The 19,597-nt window shown below is 59.8% G+C and carries 22 protein-coding genes; 4 read left to right on the forward strand and 18 right to left on the reverse strand.

Annotated elements, in window-relative coordinates:
* Positions 1-2: 2 nt before the first annotated feature.
* The 17 genes from lpxA to QQK16_RS15460 form a co-directional block, all read right to left on the reverse strand.
* Positions 3-779 (reverse strand): acyl-ACP--UDP-N-acetylglucosamine O-acyltransferase, encoded by a 777-nt coding sequence (lpxA, locus tag QQK16_RS15380; protein ID WP_284197363.1) that lies wholly within the window; start codon positions 777-779, stop codon positions 3-5.
* A 7-nt stretch (positions 780-786) separates the two neighbouring features.
* The gene (fabZ, locus tag QQK16_RS15385) at positions 787-1,332 is read right to left on the reverse strand and encodes a 3-hydroxyacyl-ACP dehydratase FabZ (RefSeq protein WP_439954241.1); all 546 of its coding nucleotides are present in this window, start codon (positions 1,330-1,332) and stop codon (positions 787-789) included.
* Positions 1,329-2,369, reverse strand: a complete 1,041-nt coding sequence (lpxD, locus tag QQK16_RS15390; protein WP_284197364.1) for a UDP-3-O-(3-hydroxymyristoyl)glucosamine N-acyltransferase — start codon at positions 2,367-2,369, stop codon at positions 1,329-1,331. The genes fabZ and lpxD overlap by 4 nt, the downstream gene beginning before the upstream one ends.
* A 10-nt stretch (positions 2,370-2,379) precedes the next feature.
* Positions 2,380-2,871, reverse strand: a complete 492-nt coding sequence (locus tag QQK16_RS15395) for an OmpH family outer membrane protein (RefSeq protein ID WP_284197365.1) — start codon at positions 2,869-2,871, stop codon at positions 2,380-2,382.
* 41 nt (positions 2,872-2,912) lie between these two features.
* Positions 2,913-5,222: an outer membrane protein assembly factor BamA gene (bamA, locus tag QQK16_RS15400; protein ID WP_284197366.1), complete on the reverse strand. Its 2,310-nt coding sequence runs from the start codon at positions 5,220-5,222 to the stop codon at positions 2,913-2,915.
* 54 nt (positions 5,223-5,276) lie between these two features.
* Positions 5,277-6,620: an RIP metalloprotease RseP gene (rseP, locus tag QQK16_RS15405; RefSeq protein WP_284197367.1), complete on the reverse strand. Its 1,344-nt coding sequence runs from the start codon at positions 6,618-6,620 to the stop codon at positions 5,277-5,279.
* Between the two features lie 78 nt (positions 6,621-6,698).
* Positions 6,699-7,886, reverse strand: coding sequence for a 1-deoxy-D-xylulose-5-phosphate reductoisomerase (gene ispC, locus QQK16_RS15410; RefSeq protein ID WP_284197368.1), 1,188 nt, complete (start codon positions 7,884-7,886; stop codon positions 6,699-6,701).
* 5 nt (positions 7,887-7,891) lie between these two features.
* Positions 7,892-8,710, reverse strand: coding sequence for a phosphatidate cytidylyltransferase (locus tag QQK16_RS15415; RefSeq protein WP_284197369.1), 819 nt, complete (start codon positions 8,708-8,710; stop codon positions 7,892-7,894).
* Positions 8,704-9,393 carry a polyprenyl diphosphate synthase gene (gene uppS / locus QQK16_RS15420; RefSeq protein WP_439954242.1) on the reverse strand — a complete coding sequence of 230 codons (690 nt, stop codon included), beginning with the start codon at positions 9,391-9,393 and terminating at the stop codon, positions 8,704-8,706. Before uppS ends, QQK16_RS15415 begins: the two co-directional genes overlap by 7 nt.
* Before the next feature lie 76 nt (positions 9,394-9,469).
* Entirely contained in the window at positions 9,470-10,027 is a 558-nt protein-coding gene (frr, locus tag QQK16_RS15425) for a ribosome recycling factor (protein WP_284197371.1), read from the reverse strand.
* Positions 10,028-10,268: 241 nt separating this feature from the next.
* On the reverse strand, positions 10,269-10,988 hold the full coding sequence (gene pyrH, locus QQK16_RS15430; RefSeq protein WP_284197372.1) for a UMP kinase: 720 nt from the start codon (positions 10,986-10,988) through the stop codon (positions 10,269-10,271).
* A 136-nt stretch (positions 10,989-11,124) separates the two neighbouring features.
* Positions 11,125-11,997: a translation elongation factor Ts gene (gene tsf, locus QQK16_RS15435; protein ID WP_284197373.1), complete on the reverse strand. Its 873-nt coding sequence runs from the start codon at positions 11,995-11,997 to the stop codon at positions 11,125-11,127.
* 91 nt (positions 11,998-12,088) lie between these two features.
* The gene (gene rpsB / locus QQK16_RS15440) at positions 12,089-12,811 is read right to left on the reverse strand and encodes a 30S ribosomal protein S2 (RefSeq protein ID WP_284197374.1); all 723 of its coding nucleotides are present in this window, start codon (positions 12,809-12,811) and stop codon (positions 12,089-12,091) included.
* Positions 12,812-13,042: 231 nt separating this feature from the next.
* Entirely contained in the window at positions 13,043-13,828 is a 786-nt protein-coding gene (locus QQK16_RS15445; RefSeq protein WP_284197375.1) for a hypothetical protein, read from the reverse strand.
* Positions 13,825-14,787: an MlaD family protein gene (locus QQK16_RS15450; RefSeq protein ID WP_284197376.1), complete on the reverse strand. Its 963-nt coding sequence runs from the start codon at positions 14,785-14,787 to the stop codon at positions 13,825-13,827. Before QQK16_RS15450 ends, QQK16_RS15445 begins: the two co-directional genes overlap by 4 nt.
* On the reverse strand, positions 14,787-15,338 hold the full coding sequence (locus QQK16_RS15455) for a hypothetical protein (protein ID WP_284197377.1): 552 nt from the start codon (positions 15,336-15,338) through the stop codon (positions 14,787-14,789). The genes QQK16_RS15450 and QQK16_RS15455 overlap by 1 nt, the downstream gene beginning before the upstream one ends.
* Complete coding sequence (locus QQK16_RS15460; RefSeq protein WP_284197378.1) at positions 15,335-16,045, reverse strand: MlaE family ABC transporter permease; 711 nt, start codon at positions 16,043-16,045, stop codon at positions 15,335-15,337. Before QQK16_RS15460 ends, QQK16_RS15455 begins: the two co-directional genes overlap by 4 nt.
* A 152-nt stretch (positions 16,046-16,197) precedes the next feature.
* Here QQK16_RS15460 and trxB point away from each other — a divergent pair, with 152 nt between their 5' ends.
* Both trxB and QQK16_RS15470 read left to right on the forward strand, forming a co-directional pair.
* Positions 16,198-17,151 carry a thioredoxin-disulfide reductase gene (trxB, locus tag QQK16_RS15465; RefSeq protein WP_284197379.1) on the forward strand — a complete coding sequence of 318 codons (954 nt, stop codon included), beginning with the start codon at positions 16,198-16,200 and terminating at the stop codon, positions 17,149-17,151.
* 65 nt (positions 17,152-17,216) lie between these two features.
* Entirely contained in the window at positions 17,217-17,849 is a 633-nt protein-coding gene (locus QQK16_RS15470; RefSeq protein ID WP_284197380.1) for a Smr/MutS family protein, read from the forward strand.
* A 26-nt stretch (positions 17,850-17,875) separates the two neighbouring features.
* On the opposite strand, the gene QQK16_RS15475 is transcribed toward QQK16_RS15470, so the two are convergent.
* Positions 17,876-18,277, reverse strand: a complete 402-nt coding sequence (locus tag QQK16_RS15475; protein ID WP_284197381.1) for an MAPEG family protein — start codon at positions 18,275-18,277, stop codon at positions 17,876-17,878.
* Positions 18,278-18,405: 128 nt separating this feature from the next.
* Between QQK16_RS15475 and QQK16_RS15480 the strand changes: the two genes are divergently transcribed.
* Complete coding sequence (locus QQK16_RS15480; protein ID WP_284197382.1) at positions 18,406-19,326, forward strand: branched-chain amino acid transaminase; 921 nt, start codon at positions 18,406-18,408, stop codon at positions 19,324-19,326.
* Positions 19,327-19,393: 67 nt separating this feature from the next.
* Positions 19,394-19,597 (forward strand): zinc-finger domain-containing protein, encoded by a 204-nt coding sequence (locus QQK16_RS15485; protein WP_284197383.1) that lies wholly within the window; start codon positions 19,394-19,396, stop codon positions 19,595-19,597.

Raw genomic sequence — 19,597 nt, forward strand, 5'->3', positions numbered from 1 at the left:
GCTTAGCGAATCAGACCGCGCGTCGCCGTCGGAAAGAAATCCACAAAGGCCTGCAACTCGGGCCGCGTCGATGCACGCGCCACGATCTCGGCACAGGCTTCCTCCAGGCTCAAGCCCTGGCGATACAGCAGCTTGTAGGCCCGCTTGATCTCGGTGATCTGCTCGGCGGTATAACCGCGCCGACGCAAGCCTTCGCTGTTGATGCCCGCCGGCGCCGCACGGTTGCCAGCCGCTGTGACATAGGGTGGCACATCCTGCGTCACTGCTGCCGTGAACGCCGTCATGGCATGCGTGCCGATCTTGCAGAACTGATGGATGGTGGTGAAACCACCCAGGAACACCCAATCACCCAGATGCACATGGCCCGCTAGCGTGGCGTTGTTGGCCAGTATGGTATGGCTACCGATGCGGCAATCATGCGCGATATGCACATAAGCCATGATCCAGTTGTCGTCACCCAGACTGGTCAGACCTTCATCCTGGGTAGTGCCGGTGGAGATGGTAACGAAATGGTAGACGCTATTGCCATCGCCCATGACCAGCTTGGTAGGTTCGCCCTGATATTTCTTGTCCTGTGGAGCGCAGCCTATCTGGGCCGATCCATGAAAAACATTGTTGCGACCGATGGCGGTGTGGCCATCGATCACACAATGCGGCCCTACCCGGCTACCCGCAGCAATGCTGACATGCTCGCCCACCACACTGAAGGGGCCAATCTCGACATCATCAGCCAGTTGGGCGCCTGGATGGACTACGGCGTTCGGATGGATACGGGCCATGCCTGCCTCACGCTGCCGCAGGGGCGGTGGCGGCCGGTTTGGTGGCCACCTGGGCGCACAACAGGTCTGCCTCCGCCACCATATTGCCCGCTACGCGGGCCACGGCCTTGTACTTCCAGATATTACGCATGCGCCGCTCTATCTTGACCTCGATCAGCATCTGATCGCCAGGCATGACCTGCGACTTGAAGCGCACATTATCGATGCCGGCAAACATGTAGAGGTAACCATCCTTGGGCTTGTCGCCAGTGGTGCGGAAGCTCAGCACACCGGCGGCCTGTGCCATCGCTTCTACTATCAGCACGCCGGGCATGACCGGGTACTTGGGAAAATGGCCGACGAAGAATGGCTCGTTGTAGGACACATTCTTCAGTGCGACGATGCGCTCGCCAGGCACCAGCTCGGTCACCCGGTCTATCAGCAGAAAAGGAAATCGATGCGGCAGATGGTCCAGTATGCCCTGGATATCCATGCTTTCGATGGTCTCGGCTCCGGTCGCGGTTCCGGTATCGGTTCTGGTCTCGGCTCCGGCTTCGATTTGCGCTTGGGTCATGACGTTGATTCTCCCGTGTTGGCATCATTGCGGCCAACTTTACGTTCAAGTTCTTTCAATCTCTTTGCCATGGCATCCAGCCTGCGCAGGTGTGATGCATTGGCCAACCAGTCTTCGTGCGATTGCACCGGGTACTGCCCTACATAAGTACCCGCCTTCAATATCGACTTGCCTATCAAGGTACCTGCCATGATGTTGACCCGGTCGGCAATCTCCAGATGCCCCAGAATCATGGCGCTGCCGCCAAAGGTGCAATAGGCGCCTATACGGGTACTGCCCGCCACGCCCACGCAACCGGCCATGGCAGTGTGCCGACCTATATGCACGTTGTGTGCTATCTGTATCTGGTTATCGAGCCTGACGCCATCCTCGATCACCGTATCGCCCAGCGCCCCCCGGTCTATGGTGGTGGAAGAGCCGATCTCCACATCGTTGCCTATGCGTACACGGCCTATCTGCGGAATCTTGTACCAGCCTTCGCCTGTCCAGGCGTTGCCAAAACCATCGGAGCCGATCACCGCATTGGCATGCACCACCACGCGCTGCCCCAGCAGGCAATCGTGGTAGATCACCACATTGGGGTAGAGCCGGCTGTCATCTCCAATCTCGACACCCTCACCCACCCGGCAACCGGCCTCGATCACCACATTGGCGCCCAATATGGCACCCTGACCCACGCTGGCATGCGGGCCTATGCTCACACCGGGCGCAAGGCGGGCATCGGGTGCCACCCAGGCGGTGGGATGCACACCCGCGGCAGGCATGCGCGGCGGGTTGAGCAGCGCAGAAACCTGCGCAAAATACAGATAGGGATTGGCAGCCAAGATACGCGGCCGCTGAGTCAGATCACGACTTTGCTGCCCCAGCACGACGGCTGCAGCCTGGGTTTCATCCAGTTGCTTGCGATACTTGGGGTTCGCCAGAAAAGCCAGTTCGTCGGGCTTGGCAGCCTCAAGCGTTGCCACCTGGCGTATCTCTGTATCATCACCGACCAGTTCGCCGCCCAGCTGGGCGACGATATCGGACAGTCTCAGCACCGATCAGGCCTTACTTGTCAGACAAGGATTTTAGGACCTTGTCGGTGATATCCAACTTGGGGTTCACGTACACCGCCTCCTGCAGGATGGCATCGTACTTCTCTTGCGCTGCGATCTGCTGGATGGTGTTGTAGACGCGTTCCTGAATGCCCGACAACTCCTCGTTACGGCGGGCATTCAGATCCTCACGGAACTCGCGCTGGATACGCGCCAGATCCTGATTCAGCTTCACCAGTTCGCGCTCCTTGTTCCGGCGCTCGGTCTCCGGCATCGTCAGCCCGCCCTTGTCCAACTCCACCTGGCGGCCCCGTACCTGCTCGGTCAGCTTCTTGATGTCAGCATCACGACCTGCAAATTCCTTCTCTATCTTCTTGACGGCTTTCACCGCCGGGCCGGACTCACGCATGATGCGATCCAGGTTGACGAAGCCGACCTTGATGTCCTGCGCAATGGCAGGCGTCATCAAACCGGCGGCAAGAATCAGGCTGAACAAGCGTTTCACGATTACGTCCTTTTGAACTGACTGCCAGGCAACAGCATGCATCAGAATATCTGGCCAAGCGAGAACTGGAAGCGCTGTAGTTTATCCCCATCCTTGGCATTGAGGGGCTTGGCGTAGCTGAACTTCATCGGCCCCACGGGTGCGAGCCAGCTGAAGGCCACGCCAGCCGACAAGCGCATGTCACCCAGCTTGAGCTTCTGATCCTCACCCCACACGTTACCGCCGTCTATGAAAGCCGACAAGCGCGTCGATTTGTCGGTCTTCATGCCGGGCACCGGCAACAGCAGTTCCAGGTTCGTGACCAGACGGCGATTACCGCCGGTTGCCTCATCCGTGGTTACGGTGCTGGTGCCGTTGGTGATGATGTTACGCGGGCCAAGGCTGGAGCTTTCATAGCCACGCACAGAGCTCACGCCGCCGGCAAAGAAGTTGGAATAGAACGGCAGTTTCTGGCCACCATAGCCGCCACCGATGCCCGCCTCAGTGTTCCACAGCAAGGTAAAGGTCTTGCTCAAGGGGAAGAACCACTGCTGCTGGGCGGTTACCTTGTAATACTTGACGTCGCCGCCAGGTAAGCCGGATTCGGCATTGACGGAGAGCAGCTTGCCACGGGTCGGGAACAGGGCGCTGTCGCGGGTATCGCGTGCCCAGCCTGCCGAACCCAGTATCGTGATATTGGTCTCACCGTACTTGTTGACGAAACGCTTGTATTCTTCCGGGCTGTTCTCGAACAAGGTCAGCTTGGAGCGTTTTGCCGACAGGCCCAGGTTAACGCCGTCGTACTCGCTGACCGGCACGGACCAGTGCAGACCACCGCCTACGGTGTCGTTGAGGTAGCTGCCCACCGACAGGTTATCTGTCTCCTCGCGCCGCTTGTACAAGTCAAAACCACGCGATACGCCATCAGGTGTGGCATAGGGGTTGGTGAATGACACCGCGTAGACCTTGTTGCTGGAGCTGGTATTCACTTCCAACTTCAGGTACTTGCCGCTACCAAAGATATTGGCCTGGGCGATGGAGCCCGACAGCACCAGACCATCTGATTGCGAGTAACCGGCACCCACCTGGATATTACCAGTCTGCTTCTCCGTCACCGTCACATTGACATCCACCTGGTCGGTACTGTCTGCGACCAGAGGGGTATCCACCGTGACTTCATTAAAGTAACCCAGCAGATCCAGACGCTCCTTCGAGCGCTTGATCTTCCAACCGGCGTAGGGAGCGGCTTCCAGCTGGCGCATCTCACGGCGTATCACTTCGTCGCGGGTACGGGTGTTGCCGCTGATATTGACGCGGCGCACATAGGTCTTGCGGCCAGGATCAACATAGAAGGTGAACGCCGCCTCGAACTTCTGCTTGTTGACCTCAGGCACCGCATTGACGTTGGCAAAGGCATAGCCCTCGTCCGCCAAGCGCTCGGAGATGATGGTGGTGGCCGCATTGATCTTGGCGCGGGAGAACACCTCACCAGCCTCTATGCCGATCAACCGGCGCAGCTCCGCCTCGGGCACAATCAGCTCGCCCGCGAACTTGACGTCGCTGATCTTGAACTGTTCGCCCTCGGTCAGATTGACGGTGAGGAAGATATCCTTCTTGTCGTCGGACAAGGCCACCTGCTGGGAATCGATATTGAATTCCAGGTAGCCATTATCGAGGTAGTAGGAACGTAGCGCCTCGATATCGGCCTGCAGTTTGGGCTTGGAATACTGGTCGCTCTTGGAGAACCAGCTGAACCAACCACCCGTGTCCAGCTGGAAGTAATCCTTGAGATCACCTTCGCTGAATTTCTGGTTACCTACTAGGTTGATCTGCTTGATGGTGGCAACCAGGCCCTCGGAGATATCGAAGGAAATCCCCACCCGGTTACGCTCAAGCCGCGTCACCGTGGTCTTGATCTGTACCGAGTACTTGCCACGGCTGTAGTACTGTTTCTTCAGTTCCTGCTCAGCCGAGCCCAGCAAAGCCTGGTCAAATGTACGGCTCTCCGCCAGGCCATTGTCGCGCAAGGCCTTGAGCAGTTGATCCGATTCGAATTCCTTGGCGCCTTCGATCAGGATATTGGCAATGATGGGGCGCTCATCCACGGCCACCACCAGCACATCCTTGTCAACCTCCAGCCTGACATCGCTGTAGAAACCGGTGGCGAACAGCGCCTTGACGGCGGCTGCGGCCTTGTCATTGTCTACACGGTCACCCACCTTGACAGGCAGGTAGTTGAAAACTGTGCCAGCTTCCGTGCGCTGGATGCCCTCTACACGGATTTCCTTGATGACAAAAGGCTCGAAAGCCTGAGCGGGTACAGATAGGCCGAATACGGCGAGTAGAGCGAGCGAGATCGAGGTCGGTTTCATAAACGAATCCGGCGGCGCAAGCGTGACACCGTCGATGGGATGGAGTTTGGGTGGCTAGCCACCCACCAGGCGCGTAATGTCATTGAACAGGGCAACGACCATCAACGCGGCGAGAAGTCCGACGCCCACGCGTTGACCAAGTTCCATCACGCGTTCCGACACGGGTCGGCCCCGCAAAAGTTCGGCGGAATAATACATCAAATGCCCGCCATCCAGCACCGGCACAGGCAGCAGGTTAAGCACCCCCAGGCTGATGCTGATCAGGCAGAGAAATTCCAGGTAGGCGCGCAGGCCTATCTTGGCACTTTGGCCGGCATAGTCGGCTATCGCCACAGGGCCGGACAATTGCTTGACTGATACATTACCCTGCAACATGCGCCACATCATGCGCAAAGACAAGGCCGAAGTCGCCCAGGTCTGTTTCAGGGCCCGGCCGGCAGCCTCCACAGGACCGTAGCGCTTCTGCTGCTGCAGACTCTGCAGCGCAGCGATATCCATCCCCACACCAGCGCCGATACGCCCTATGGTGCGGCCATTTTCCACTATGGCCTGGGGGGTCACTAGCAACTGCCTGACTTGCCCGCCACGCAACACTTCCAGGCGCGTAGGCAGGCCAGCCCTGGCCTGTATGGCAGCAACAAATGCGCCAGGGCCGGCAATAGGCTTGCCTTCAACCTGCAGCAATTGATCGTCGCCCTGCAATCCGGCCAATGCAGCGGCACTACCCTCGCGCACCTCGCCCACCCGCAGCACACCTAGCAACATGCCGATATGCTGGGTCAAGCGGCCGTCGACCGCTTCATTGCCAAGGCGAGAAAGATCCAGCACCAAGGTCTGACGCTGGCCCCGGCGGTCAACCTCCAGCGCAACTTGTGCCCTTGCTGCAGCACGGTCTATCAGGGCAAGCTGCACTTCGGCCCAACTATCCAGTTGTTCACCATCAATGCCCTGTATCGTGTCGCCAGCCTGTAAACCTGCGGTGGCCGCCACACTGCCGGGCACAACCGTACCCAGCCGGGGCAGCGTGATATCCACCCCGGTCATGAAAATGCCCCAATAGACCAGGATGGCGAGCAGGAAATTGGCGATAGGCCCTGCCACCACGATGGCCATACGACGCAAAGGTGTTTGCTGGTTGAAGGCGCGATGCAACTCGTGGTCAGCTACCGGGGCTTCACGCTCATCCAGCATCTTGACGTACCCACCCAGAGGTATGGCCGCCAATTGCCACTGAGTCTCTCCACGCTGCCAGGTGAGCAGGGGCTTGCCAAAGCCTATGGAGAAGGTCAGGACCTTGACGCCACAACGCTTGGCCACCCAATAGTGGCCATACTCATGGATGGAAACCAGCACCCCGATGGCGAGGGCGAAGGCAGCAAGGGTGATCAACAGCGACATGGGGCAGACTTCTTCAACGTAGGCAGGGCAACGGCATGGAAGCCAAGATGGTAGCGCAAGGCATGGGCCAGGGGCAGATTAACTGCGCCGGGATATCCACGTATCGGCAACACCGCGTGCCGCAGCATCTGCAGCAATCAGGCCATCCAACGTATTGGCGTCGAAATCCGGGCTTACCTGCTGCATAACCTGCTCATTCAGGCGAGCAATATCGGCAAAACCCAGCGTACCCGCCAGGAAAGCCGCCACTGCGACCTCATTGGCCGCATTCAGCACAGCCGGTGCCGCGCCCGCCATACGAAGCGCCTCGAACGCCAGCGCCAGGCACGGAAACCGGGCCGTATCCGGCTGCTCAAAATCCAACCTGGCAATCTGGAACAGATCCAGCGCCGCCACGCCCGCATCGATACGCTCAGGCCAGGCAAGGCCATAGGCGATGGGTGTACGCATATCAGGATTGCCCAATTGCGCCAGCACCGATCCATCGACGTACTCAACCATGGAATGGATGACGCTCTGCGGATGCACCACGACCGAGATACGTTCAGGCGGCAGATTGAACAACCAGCGCGCCTCGATGACTTCCAGCCCTTTGTTCATCAAGCTGGCCGAGTCCACCGATATCTTGCGGCCCATACTCCAGTTGGGATGCTTGACTGCCTGCTCCGGCGTCACGACGGCCAATTGCTCGGAGCTGAAGTGCCGGAACGGGCCACCGGATGCCGTCAACAGTATGCGCCTGACGCCCTGCCCTGCCTGATCGGAAAAAGGCTGCGGCAGGCATTGGTAGATAGCGTTGTGCTCACTGTCTATGGGTAACAGCGTGGCACCGCCCTCCCGTGCCGCATCCATGAACAGGCGGCCAGCCATGACCAGGGTTTCCTTGTTGGCCAGCAGCACCCGCTTGCCCTGACGTGCCGCCGCCAGGGTCGGGCGCATGCCCGCAGCACCAACGATGGCCGCCATCACCGCATCGACCTCAGGCAAGGTGGCAATGTGTTCCAGCGCCTCCAGGCCCGCCATGACCTCGATATCGCTCAAGCCGGCAGCCGCCAGCTTGCTACGCAACTCGGCCACTCGGTCAACCGTCGCCAGCACGGCATAGCGCGGCTTGTGCAACAGGCATTGCTCAACCAGCTTGTCGACCTGGCCGTTGCCGCTCAAGGCCACGACTTGGTATTTATCGGGGTGGCGGGCAATCACATCCAGCGTATTGACGCCAATGCTGCCGGTAGAACCCAGAACGGTAATGGAACATTTCGGCATGGTGCTCAAGCCATCCATAAGGCGTAGCCAAACAACAGGGCACTGGCTACCGGAATCAATGCCAGCAGACTATCTATGCGATCCAGCACACCGCCATGGCCGGGCAGCAGATTGCTGCTGTCCTTGAAACCCACCTGGCGCTTGAGCAGGGACTCAAACAGGTCGCCCACCACGCTTACGGCGGTCAAGGCCCACACCAGGGGCAGCAATACCGTGAGGGGTATCTTGGCAAACAGCGGCGCACCCGTAAAATGCAACGCTAGTGCATAGAGCGTCACACCTACCAAGGCACCATACACCCCTTCCCAGCTCTTGCCGGGGCTGATGCTGGGCGCCAGCTTGCGCTTGCCGAAAGCGCGGCCAGAAAAATAGGCGGCCACATCAGCCACCCAGGCTATGGCCAACAGAAACAATAAAGCCCAGGCGCCATCCTGCATCTCACGGAAACGGGTCACGCCTACCAGCGAAGCCAGCAGCAATAGCCAGCCTATCAGTGCGGACAACCATTTGCGCTTGAGCGTCCACTTATGGCGCAACCACATCGGCACCACCAGCAACCAGAACACCAGGGCCAGCACATCAACGATGGGTGCCCAAACGCGAGCCAGCGGCAGATACAGCCAGGCTGCACCCAGGCCCACAAAGCCCAGGATAAAGCAGACCATCTCGTCGCGCCGATAGCTGGCGAAGCGTGACCATTCCCAGGCCCCCAAGGACAGCGCAAACAGGGCAAACAGCCCCCAACCCCATGCTGGCGCAAAGAACAGGCAAGCCAGCACCAGCGGCAATAGGGCCAGCGCGGTCAGGATACGGGTCTTCAGCATGCCGAGCCCTTCAGTTGCTCGCTGGTACGGCCAAAGCGCCGCTCACGATTACGGTAGGATGAAATGGCAGATTCGAGCGCCGCCCGGTCAAAATCCGGCCAGTAAGCGTCGGTGAAATACAGTTCGGTATAGGCCAGTTGCCAGAGCAGGAAATTCGATACCCGCGCCTCCCCACCCGTGCGAATGAAGAGATCGGGCTCGGGTGCATAGGCCATGGCCAGGAAAGGCGCGAGATCCGCCTCGTCCAACTCGCCGCCAGCCAGTTCGGGCCGCGCCTTCAGCATGGCCTGGGTGGCCTGCAAGATGTCCCAGCGACCGCCATAGTCGGCCGCAATGGTCAGCGTCAGGCCGGTGTTGGCGGCAGTGCGTGCTTCTGCCGCCTCGATGGAGCGGACAATCTCGGCAGAAAAGCGATCACGCCGCCCTATCAACTTGAGCCGTATGCCGTTCTTGTCCAGCTTGGCGACCTCGCGCTCCAAAGCCGCCAGGAACAAGCCCATCAGGAACGACACCTCCTCGACCGGACGGCGCCAGTTCTCGCTGGAAAAAGCAAACAGGGTGAGATATCCCACCCCCAGCTCGGAGCAGGCCTTGACCGCCTCGCGCACAGTCTCGACACCCTGCTTGTGCCCTGCCACCCGTGGCAGGAAGCGCTGTTTGGCCCAGCGGCCATTGCCATCCATGATGATGGCAATGTGGCTGGGCACGGCAGCAACAGCAGGTACTTCGCGGGTAGAGCTTTGAAAGAGCTTCACGACCTTATACCGTCAGCAGCTCTTTTTCCTTGTCGGCGAGCTGCTTGTCGATATCGGCGATGTACTTGTCAGTCAGCTTCTGCACATCGTCGGTACCACGTCGCTCGTCATCTTCCGAAATCAGCTTGTCCTTGACGGCCTTCTTCAGCTGCTCGTTGGCATCGCGCCGCAGGTTACGCACAGCCACCCGGCTGTCCTCTGCCTCACCGCGCACGACCTTGATCAGATCACGCCGGCGCTCTTCAGTCAGCGCAGGCATCGGCACACGTACCACGTCACCCATAGAGGCCGGGTTCAAACCTAGGTCAGAGTCACGGATCGCCTTCTCAATGGCGGCCGCCATCTTTTTTTCAAATGGCGACACCGACAAGGTACGGGCATCCATCAGGCCTACACTGGCCACCTGGTTGATGGGGGTGGGGTTGCCGTAGTAGTCCACGGTGATATGGTCCAGCAGGCCTGCGTGGGCCCGACCAGTACGCACCTTGGCCAGATTGTTCTTCAGATTTTCCACCGACTTCTGCATCTTGGCTTCGGTGTTCTTTTTCACGTCGGCGATCATGCTTCTCGCTCCTGTGTTGCTTAGGTTGTCTTGGATAAAAAACGCCGGTCGTATGACCCGCGCAGGGATTCTTTGCCACAAGGTAGGCCACGGTACCGCGACAAATGCGATGTGCGTATGCCAAGGTGCGGAGGTGGGGAAATACGGAGCAATCAGGGACGGGCCCAATTGTCACCTCCGGCAGAACCCAACGGGTCCTGCCTGGCGCGACGGGTGGCATGCCTATCAGTGCGGCAGCAGATCAGCAGTGTACCAGCGTACCCTCGTCTTCTCCCAGCACCACGCGCTTGAGCGCACCGGCCTTGAAGATGCTGAATACGCGGATATTCATGTTCTGGTCACGACACAGCGCCAGCGCCGTCGCATCCATCACCTTGAGGTTCTTGCTGATGGCCTCGTCGAAAGTCAGGGCCGAGTATCGCACCGCATCCGGATTCTTCTTCGGATCATCGGTATAAACACCATCAACCTTGGTGGCCTTGAGCACGATATCGGCATTCATTTCCATGCCGCGCAAGGCTGCGGCCGTATCGGTGGTAAAGAAGGGGTTGCCGGTGCCGGCGCCAAAAATCACCACCTTGCCTTCCTCCAGATACTGAATGGCCTTGGGGCGTATATAGGGCTCAGCCACCTGCTGTATGGTCAGCGCCGATTGCACACGGCTGACCAGACCCTGCTGGCGCATGGCATCCTGCAGTGCCATGGCATTCATCACCGTGGCCAACATGCCCATATAGTCTGCCGTTGCGCGATCCATGCCGGCAGCAGCTGGCGCCACGCCACGGAAGATATTACCGCCGCCTATCACCACAGCTACCTGTATGCCCAGCTCAGCCACTTCCTTGATCTCGGCAACGATGCGCTCGACCGTAATCCGGTTGATCCCATAACTGTCCTCGCCCATCAGCGCTTCACCCGAGAGTTTGAGGAGGATGCGTTTATAGATGGGGGACTGGCTCATGGGCTCACCTTTTATGATGTGGAGAAATCGCTTCTTTGTAGCAGCCGCACGGCAAAAAGTTCGCACAATGCGTACGCTACTTGCAAAACAACCGCCCGGGTCACCCCGGACGGTTGTCTGATATTACGGGTACAGCTTATACCTTGGCGGCAGCGGCAACTTCGGCAGCGAAGTCGACAACCTTCTTCTCAATGCCTTCACCCACAACATACATGGTGAATGCGGTCACGCTGGCATTGTTGGCCTTCAGCAGTTGCTCGACCGACAGCTTGTCGTCCTTGACGAAGGGCTGGCTCAGCAGAGTGACATCCTTCAGGAACTTCTGCACGGTGCCTTCGGCGATCTTTTCCAGCATGGCTTCCGGCTTGCCGGCTTCCTTGGCGCGCTCGATGGCAACGCGGCGCTCGGTAGCGATCAGTTCGGCATCAACGCCCGAGGCATCCAGCGACTTCGGCTTGCAAGCAGCGATATGCATGGCAATGTCCTTGCCCAGCACGGCGTCGCCACCGGTCATATCGACCACAACACCGATCTTGGAGCCGTGCAGATAGGTAGCCAGCTGACCCTGGGTCTCGAAACGCACGAAGCGGCGAACGTTGATGTTCTCACCCAGCTTGGCGATGATGGCCTTGCGCAGTTCTTCCACGGTCTCGCCCGAAGCGGTCTTGACCGCGCCCAGGGCTTCCACGTCGGCAGGGTTGCCCGCAACGATGGCTTCTGCAGCTGCCTGAGCAAACGCCAGGAAGCCCGCATCCTTGCCAACGAAGTCGGTTTCACAGTTCACTTCGGCCAGGGCGCCGATATTGCCTTGCACGAAAGCAGCCACGGTGCCTTCAGCAGCGGTACGACCAGCAACCTTGGAAGCCTTGTTGCCGCTCTTGATGCGCAGCGCTTCTTCAGCTGCCTTCAGGTCGCCATCAGCTTCAACCAGTGCCTTCTTGCAATCCATCATGCCCAGGCCGGTCATTTCGCGCAGCTCGGCAACCATCTTTGCGGTGATTTCCGCCATGTTGGTACTCCTTGATCGTTCGATATTCGGTATTGATTTAACAAAAAGGGGCTTGTATGCCCCTTTTTGCTGACTTCATGTGACAGAGCGATTAAGCAGCTTGTGCTTCGCTACCGGCGGCAATGATTTCCTGAATGGCCAGGGCACGGCCTTCAAGGATGGCATCAGCCACGCCACGGGCATACAGGCGAATCGCACGGGCGGAGTCATCGTTACCCGGGATCACGTAATCAATGCCTTCAGGCGAGTTGTTGGTATCAACCACACCGATGACGGGGATGCCCAGCTTCTGGGCTTCCACGATGGCGCCCTTCTGGTAGCCAACGTCGATCACGAAGATGGCATCTGGCAGACCGTTCATGTCCTTGATACCACCCAGCGAGGTTTCCAGCTTCTCGACTTCGCGCTGCAGCATCAGCTGCTCTTTCTTGGAGTAACCGTTGTTGGCATCAGCCAGGGTCACTTGCAGCTCGTTCAGGCGCTTGATGGATTGCTTGACCGTCTTGTAGTTGGTCAGCATGCCGCCCAGCCAGCGGTGATCAACGAACGGGGTGCCAGCACGCAGGGCTTCTTCGCGAACGATCTCGCGAGCCTGGCGCTTGGTACCGACGAACATGATCGAACCCTTGTTGGCGGTGAGGCGACGCACGTAGGCCAGTGCGTTTTCGAACATCGGCAACGTCTTTTCGAGGTTGACGATATGAATCTTGTTGCGGTGACCGAAGATGAACGGAGCCATCTTGGGGTTCCAGTAACGGGTCTGGTGGCCGAAGTGAACACCGGCTTCCAGCATTTCGCGCATGCTGACGGACATAGGGTAACTCCAATGCAAGGGTTATGGACTTACCGCCCGCGACCGACACATCGTCCGGAGACGGATGCACCCTGGCTTGCGCGGACGGGTAAATTCTCTTCCCGGATTTGGGAAGCCAGCGATTATAGACACAAAACCCTGTTTCCCTCAAGCCGCACCGGCATTTACTCCCGCCAGCCACCTTCCAGACACCTTGAACACCTGCCTGGTTGAAATGGCGTTGCACGGCATTCAGGGCCGACAATACTCGGCCCCTGCCGCCTCACACACCCTTGCAGCACGCGCAGCAAGGGCCTGCGCCGTTGGGTCGGCGCGCAGGGCAGCCAGTTCGGCTAAGGCCCGCAGATCTGCAGCGATGCCGCCAGGGCGGGCCAGCTGCTTGTCCAACTGCAAAGCCGCCTCCAGCGCTTGCGTAGCCGCAGGCCAGTCCTGCAGGCGCATGGCCGCCTGCCCCTGCAGGCGCAGGGCATTGGCACGCTCACCACTGGCAGGTCCGGCCATAGTGAGTGCCGCGGCAGCATGTTGCCGCGCCCCCAGCCAATCACCAGCAACCCAGGCAGCGCGGGCGCGTAGATTGGCCATGGCAGCCCTGAGCTCGGCATCCTGGCCAGCATCCCGTTCCGCTGCATCCAGCAAACGACCGGCTGTCGCCCAGGCTCCCTGATCGGCCTTTAACAGGGCCAACTGATAACGCGCCTCTGCCTGCTGAGCCACTGGGTACACCCCTTCTTGCAACAGGCCATCGAGCAGGCGCGTGGCCTCGTCCTGGCGACCCAGGCGGTGTAGCGCCTGGGCCTGGCCCAGCGCGGCAATGGCAACGCCCTGCCCATCATCCAAGGCCAAATGCCGACGCGCCGCCTCTTGCCACAGCTGCGCAGCAACGCTCCACTTGCCCTCTCCACTGGCACGTGCGGCGACCTGGCTGGCGGTCTCTGCCTGCTTGCGCATGGCCGGCTGCGTGGGGCCGCTGGCACAGGCGGTCAGCAACAGCGCCAAGATCATCCATCCGTGTTTCATGGCGCCACCCCCTGACTATCGCTACGTGGTGGCTGGCTCGTGGGCGGCGTGATCAGCTTGTTCAAAGGCCACGCCCCCGTTACCGCATCGATGGTTTCATTGCCCTTGCGCGAGAGCTCCCGCCCTTCGTGCACCAGCCCCACCGCGTCCGGCCCTATCTGTTTCACCAGCTGATTGGTGGCATTCCCCGCCGCTTCCAGATGGCCCAGGGTACGGTCAGCCTTATCCAGCAAACCAGGCATGCGCTGCTCTATCTGCTGCAACGACGCATCCGCGCGCTCCAGCGCCTGCCGCGTAGTAGCCAAGGTCGCCGGCACCTCCTTGCCGGTGAGCTGGTTGACGCTGATCAGCACCTGATCCAGGTTGTTACGCGTCTCGTTCAGGCCGGCCGAGAAAGTACGCAGATTCTTCAGGGTTTGGTGCAGATCCCCCTGCGGGTCGTTCACCCGTTGAATCATGGTCTCCACCTCATTGATAACCGGCATGGCCCGATCACGCACCTCGCGCATGATTTCGTCCAGGCTCTTGGCCGGCACAAACTCCAACTCCGCATCGCGCTCTACCGGCGGCGCGGTGGCGCTACCAATACCTACATCGATATAACCATCGCCGATCAAGCCATCCTTAGCGATGCGCCCCACCGAATCAGGCTTGATCAGGCGCAGATGCCTGTCCTCCACCAGAACCGAGATACGCACCCGGCTGACCGGCCCATTGGCATCCAGGCTCAGATCAGTCACCTCGCCTATCTTGAAGCCAGAAAACTTCACCGCCATCCCCAGCTTTAGATCATTGCCGCTGTCGCTGATAAAGCTGATCGGTGTCTTGGCCTCGAAATAGCCCTGCTTGATGGCCAGAAACAGCAGAATGGCCGCCGAGCTGATCAAGGCAGCCAGCCCGAATAAAGCCAGCTTCCAGGGTAGCGCACGAAAGCGCGGGTCATTGTCACGCAGCAGCATCAGGATGCTTCCCGGTTGTCATCATCAGTAAATCCCCAGCAGGCAGCAGGCCGGCGGCCGCCCAGCACCAGCCAGGCACTATGCGGGCAATGCTCGGCAAACAGCCCAGCCAGATTCAGTGCATCCACCTCCTCCAGCTTGCTGAACCACTCGCTCTCAGCCAGCAACAGCGCCGGCCTGGCCAATAAGGCGCGCAAGCCACAGGTCAATCGGCGCAGTCTTGGCGTCAGACTGCCGGCCGGCGCTGCAGCAAAGGCCGCGCGTTCCGGTATCGACATCGCCAAACCATCCAGCAATCGCTGGAACAATGCCTCCTCCGCCATGGCCGGAGTCTTCCCAAAATAACTTAGCGGCAACAGGCAGTTCTCCCAAACGCGCAGATTGGCCACCAACCCGCCCTCGCTAGGCAGCCAGCCACGCGGGCCCGCCACCGTCGCCGCCGCAGTATCGAATAACTGTTCACGCTCATGCCCCGACACCGGCAACCACAGCCGCCCGCCGGACTGGAGGTGAACAGCCCCACCCTCATATGTCAGGCTGAGCAGACTCATGCGTAATACCTCACCACAATGAATACCAGGTCCAGCGCAAACACCGTCAACAAGGCACGTATCACCGCGCTGGAGGCAGCAATGGGAACATCGGTGCCGCTATGCCCCCCCGCCAGGCCGCGCGCGCAGGCAACAGCGGCGATCGCCGCGCCAAACGTCACTCCCTTGGCCAGGCATTGCAACAAGGTAGCTGGCGGCAAGACCAACGCCAGCCGCGTCAACTCCTGCAGCCATCCAAAGCCCGCCACCGCGATGGCTCCGGTAACCAGCGAAGCCGCAGCGAAGTAGAAGGTGAGTACGCCACAGGCCAGCATCATGCCCAGCACCCGAGGCATGACCAGGTACAGATGGATGCTTACCCCCATCCGGCTCAGACTGGTCAGCTCGCCATGAAAACGCATCAGTGCCAGTTCGCTGGCCATGGCTGAACTGGAACGTGCTGTCAGGAGGATGGCTGTCAGCATGGGTGCCAGCTCCCCCATGGTAATGGTAGCCAGTAATTGCAGGCTGCCCTCGCCGCTCTGGCCTATCTGGTAATGCAGTTGCGCCACCACTATGCCACCCACGGCCACGCCCACAAACAGCAGCAGCGGCAGCGCCTCAATACCGCAGAAGTACAATTGCTTCATTAAAACCCGCCGCACCGGCCAATAGCGCAAGGCCGGCAAGCCGCGCAGGCTAGCCCAGAGCAGGCCCGCGCTACTCATGCCACACCCCGTGGAACACGGTGGGCTATCGGATATATTGAAACAATCAATTTAATTCCTTTGCGATGCAGGACTTATACTATCGCCCAATTGTGACCGGCCACAGCCAGCCACGCCAGCTTTCCCAGTATCCAAACAAAAAGGAACCCGCCATGTCCAGTACCAAGCACAGCAGCCTGCTGATTCTCGGCTCCGGCCCCGCCGGCTACACCGCCGCCGTCTACGCCGCACGCGCCAACCGCAAGCCGCTGCTGGTAACTGGCCTGGCCCAGGGCGGTCAACTGATGACCACCTCGGATGTGGACAACTGGCCCGCCGATGCAGACGGCGTGCAAGGGCCTGAGCTGATGCAGCGCTTTGAAGCACACGCACGGCGCTTTGGCACTGAGATCGTGTTTGACCATATTCATACCACCAAGCTCGACGAAAAGCCCATACGCCTGATAGGCGATGCCGGTGAATACACCTGCGATGCCCTGATCATCGCCACGGGCGCCTCTGCCCAATACCTGGGGCTCCCCAGCGAAGAGGCCTTCATGGGCAAAGGTGTATCTGGCTGCGCTACCTGTGATGGCTTTTTCTACCGCAACCAACAGGTCGCAGTGGTTGGCGGCGGCAACACTGCGGTCGAAGAAGCCCTGTACCTGGCCAATATCGCCAGCCACGTCACCCTGGTACACCGCCGTGACACCTTCCGCGCCGAGAAGATCCTGATCGATCACCTGATGGAAAAAGTCGCCAGCGGCAAGATCAGCCTGCAACTGGATAGCACTCTGGACGAAGTACTGGGTGACAATACCGGTGTCAACGGCATACGCCTCAAGTCCACCAAGGATGGCAGCACCAAGGACCTGGCCGTGACAGGCTGCTTTATCGCCATTGGCCACAAGCCCAACACCGATATCTTTGCGGGCCAGCTGGAGATGGAGAACGGTTACATCATCACCAAGGGCGGCAATCAGGGCGGTGCCACCAGTACCAGCGTAGCGGGCGTGTTCGCCGCCGGCGATGTGCAGGACCATATCTACCGCCAGGCCATCACCAGCGCAGCCACCGGCTGCCAGGCCGCGCTCGACGCCGACAAGTATCTGGACACCCTGAAGTAAGCCTCACGCTTGCAACAAGGCCGCCTGCGAGGCGGCCTTGTCGTTTGTAGCAGGTAAAATACCGCATGGCCCGCCCCAAGACCCTACTTGCCGACCAACTCAAGCCGCTCGCCCGCACCCTCAAGGCAGCGAAAGCACGGCCTGTAGGCCAGCCTGCTAAACCGGTTGTCGAGGACGAGGCGGCGCTGTTCCGCAAAGCCGTGGCGGATGTCCAACCGCTGAAACACCCTTTGCCTTTCCTCCACCCCAGCCCGGCAGCCTCTCCCTGGCCGCAGCAACATCTGCACGACGAAGGACTGGTCATGCACGATGCCATGACGGACTTCTGGCCCTGGGACGAAATTGAAAGCGGCGAGGAGCTGCTCTACCTGCGATCGGGCCAGAAGCTGGACACCATGAAGAAGCTACGGCGCGGTCATTGGGTGGTACAAGGGCATCTGGATCTACATGGACTCAATACTGATGAAGCCCGCGCCGCCGTCGGCGCCTTTGTGCACGACTGTGTGCAGCAGGACAGGCGCTGCGTCCGCATCGTCCATGGCAAAGGTCTAGGCTCCAGGAACAAGGAGCCCGTATTGAAGAACAAGCTGCGCAACTGGCTGGTACAACGGGAGGAAGTACAGGCCTTCTGCCAGGCACGGCAAGTGGACGGCGGTGCCGGTGCCGTGATCGTACTGCTGCGCGGCCGCAAGCGCTAAGCCAACCCATCACCGCCCAGGCTGGGCTAGACCAACCGCAACGCCATCACGAACAGGGCGATCACACTCAACAGCCCCACCACCCAGCTCAAGGAGCGTGCACGGGGCAAATCCGCCAGATAGCAGACGCCATGCAGAATGCGCGCCACAATAAATACCACGGCCGCGATATTCACCTGCGCCGCCGGCACCCCCGCCTGCACCGCTATCAGCACGGCGACAGCGAATGCCGGCAATGCCTCGAAGGCATTCTGATGTGCCCCTACCGCCCTTGCGGCACGCCCATCCATCTGCGCTTGCTGCAACCGGGGAGTGTGATTGTTGTAGCGCAGCTTGCTGCCATCGGGCTGGCGGCCGAATTTGGCAAAGCAGATCCACACATAGGGCAGCAATACGGCAATCAGAATGCAGCTGTAAGCCAGGGACATAGCACGCCTCTCCATGATTAATGGGCCTGATATTACGCCATGCATGGAGCGCAGTGAGTGAAACCGCTAAAATGCTATCTTTGGCTGCAAACACCTGCCTGCGGCAGCACGACTTGAGGAGAACAAGCATGTCCATGTCCGATCGCGACGGCGTCATCTGGTATGACGGCAAACTGGTGGATTGGCGCGACGCCAATACCCATGTGCTGACGCATACCCTGCACTATGGCCTAGGGGTTTTTGAGGGCGTGCGCGCCTACGAAACCAGCAAGGGCCCGGCAATTTTCCGCCTGCAGGATCATACCGACCGCCTGTTCAACTCGGCCAAGATCCTCGGCATGACCCTGCCCTACAGCAAGGATGAGATCAACGAGGCCCACAAGCAGGTGGTGCGCGAAAACAAGCTCAAGTCGTGCTATTTCCGTCCCATGGCCTTTTATGGCTCAGGCAAGCTGGGTATTGCGCCACCGCTGGGCGACGTACATGTGATCGTGGCGGCCTGGCCCTGGGGCGCCTATCTGGGTGCCGACGGCCTGGAGAAAGGCATACGGGTCAAGACCTCGTCCTTCACCCGCCATCATGTCAACGTCACCATGTGCAAGGCCAAGGCCAATGGCAACTACATGAACTCCATCCTGGCCAATACCGAAGCCGTGCGCGACGGTTACGAAGAGGCCCTGCTGCTGGACGTGGACGGCTATGTAGCCGAAGGCTCGGGCGAGAACATATTCGTTATCCGCAAGGGCAAGATCTACACGCCCGACCTGACTTCCTGTCTGGCCGGCATTACCCGCGACAGCATTTTCCAGCTGGCAGCCGAGCACGGCTACGAAGTCATCGAAAAACGCATTACCCGCGACGAGCTCTATATCGCCGACGAAGCCTTCTTTACCGGCACGGCCGCCGAAATCACCCCCATACGCGAGCTGGATGGCCGCACCATAGGCGAAGGCAGCCGTGGGCCTATCACCACCCAGTTGCAGGCAGCCTACTTCGCGGCCGTCAAAGGCGAATCCGCCAAGCACCACGACTGGCTGAGCTGGGTCTGATCAACCACACCCGATATCCACTCCCGGCTGCCAACAGCGGCCGGGCGGTACGCAAAAAGGAAGCACCATGACACAACTCCAAGAAAACACCCGTAGCCAGATCGAAGTCGAAGCCAAGGATCTGCCCTTGTACTGCCCCATGCCCGATATGGTGAAGTGGAATGCCCACCCGCGCGTGGTCATCCCTGTGGGCAACACCGGCGAAGCACTGTGCCCCTATTGCGGCACCAAGTATATTCTCAAGGGCGGTCCCGTTGGCCACGGCCACTGA

The sequence above is a fragment of the Chitinimonas prasina genome (assembly GCF_030160395.1).
In the GTDB taxonomy this organism is placed as follows: domain Bacteria; phylum Pseudomonadota; class Gammaproteobacteria; order Burkholderiales; family Chitinimonadaceae; genus Chitinimonas; species Chitinimonas prasina.

Bases quoted from the DNA above. Each gene is read 5' to 3' on its own strand.
- lpxA (WP_284197363.1), bottom strand. From the start codon at position 779: ATGGCCCGTATCCATCCGAACGCCGTAGTCCATCCAGGCGCCCAACTG.
- fabZ (WP_439954241.1), bottom strand. From the start codon at position 1,332: ATGACCCAAGCGCAAATCGAAGCCGGAGCCGAGACCAGAACCGATACC.
- bamA (WP_284197366.1), bottom strand. From the start codon at position 5,222: ATGAAACCGACCTCGATCTCGCTCGCTCTACTCGCCGTATTCGGCCTA.
- rseP (WP_284197367.1), bottom strand. From the start codon at position 6,620: ATGTCGCTGTTGATCACCCTTGCTGCCTTCGCCCTCGCCATCGGGGTG.
- ispC (WP_284197368.1), bottom strand. From the start codon at position 7,886: ATGCCGAAATGTTCCATTACCGTTCTGGGTTCTACCGGCAGCATTGGC.
- QQK16_RS15415 (WP_284197369.1), bottom strand. From the start codon at position 8,710: ATGCTGAAGACCCGTATCCTGACCGCGCTGGCCCTATTGCCGCTGGTG.
- uppS (WP_439954242.1), bottom strand. From the start codon at position 9,393: ATGGATGGCAATGGCCGCTGGGCCAAACAGCGCTTCCTGCCACGGGTG.
- frr (WP_284197371.1), bottom strand. From the start codon at position 10,027: ATGATCGCCGACGTGAAAAAGAACACCGAAGCCAAGATGCAGAAGTCG.
- pyrH (WP_284197372.1), bottom strand. From the start codon at position 10,988: ATGAGCCAGTCCCCCATCTATAAACGCATCCTCCTCAAACTCTCGGGT.
- tsf (WP_284197373.1), bottom strand. From the start codon at position 11,997: ATGGCGGAAATCACCGCAAAGATGGTTGCCGAGCTGCGCGAAATGACC.
- rpsB (WP_284197374.1), bottom strand. From the start codon at position 12,811: ATGTCCGTCAGCATGCGCGAAATGCTGGAAGCCGGTGTTCACTTCGGC.
- QQK16_RS15445 (WP_284197375.1), bottom strand. From the start codon at position 13,828: ATGAAACACGGATGGATGATCTTGGCGCTGTTGCTGACCGCCTGTGCC.
- QQK16_RS15450 (WP_284197376.1), bottom strand. From the start codon at position 14,787: ATGCTGCTGCGTGACAATGACCCGCGCTTTCGTGCGCTACCCTGGAAG.
- QQK16_RS15455 (WP_284197377.1), bottom strand. From the start codon at position 15,338: ATGAGTCTGCTCAGCCTGACATATGAGGGTGGGGCTGTTCACCTCCAG.
- QQK16_RS15460 (WP_284197378.1), bottom strand. From the start codon at position 16,045: ATGAGTAGCGCGGGCCTGCTCTGGGCTAGCCTGCGCGGCTTGCCGGCC.
- trxB (WP_284197379.1), top strand. From the start codon at position 16,198: ATGTCCAGTACCAAGCACAGCAGCCTGCTGATTCTCGGCTCCGGCCCC.
- QQK16_RS15470 (WP_284197380.1), top strand. From the start codon at position 17,217: ATGGCCCGCCCCAAGACCCTACTTGCCGACCAACTCAAGCCGCTCGCC.
- QQK16_RS15475 (WP_284197381.1), bottom strand. From the start codon at position 18,277: ATGTCCCTGGCTTACAGCTGCATTCTGATTGCCGTATTGCTGCCCTAT.
- QQK16_RS15480 (WP_284197382.1), top strand. From the start codon at position 18,406: ATGTCCATGTCCGATCGCGACGGCGTCATCTGGTATGACGGCAAACTG.
- QQK16_RS15485 (WP_284197383.1), top strand. From the start codon at position 19,394: ATGACACAACTCCAAGAAAACACCCGTAGCCAGATCGAAGTCGAAGCC.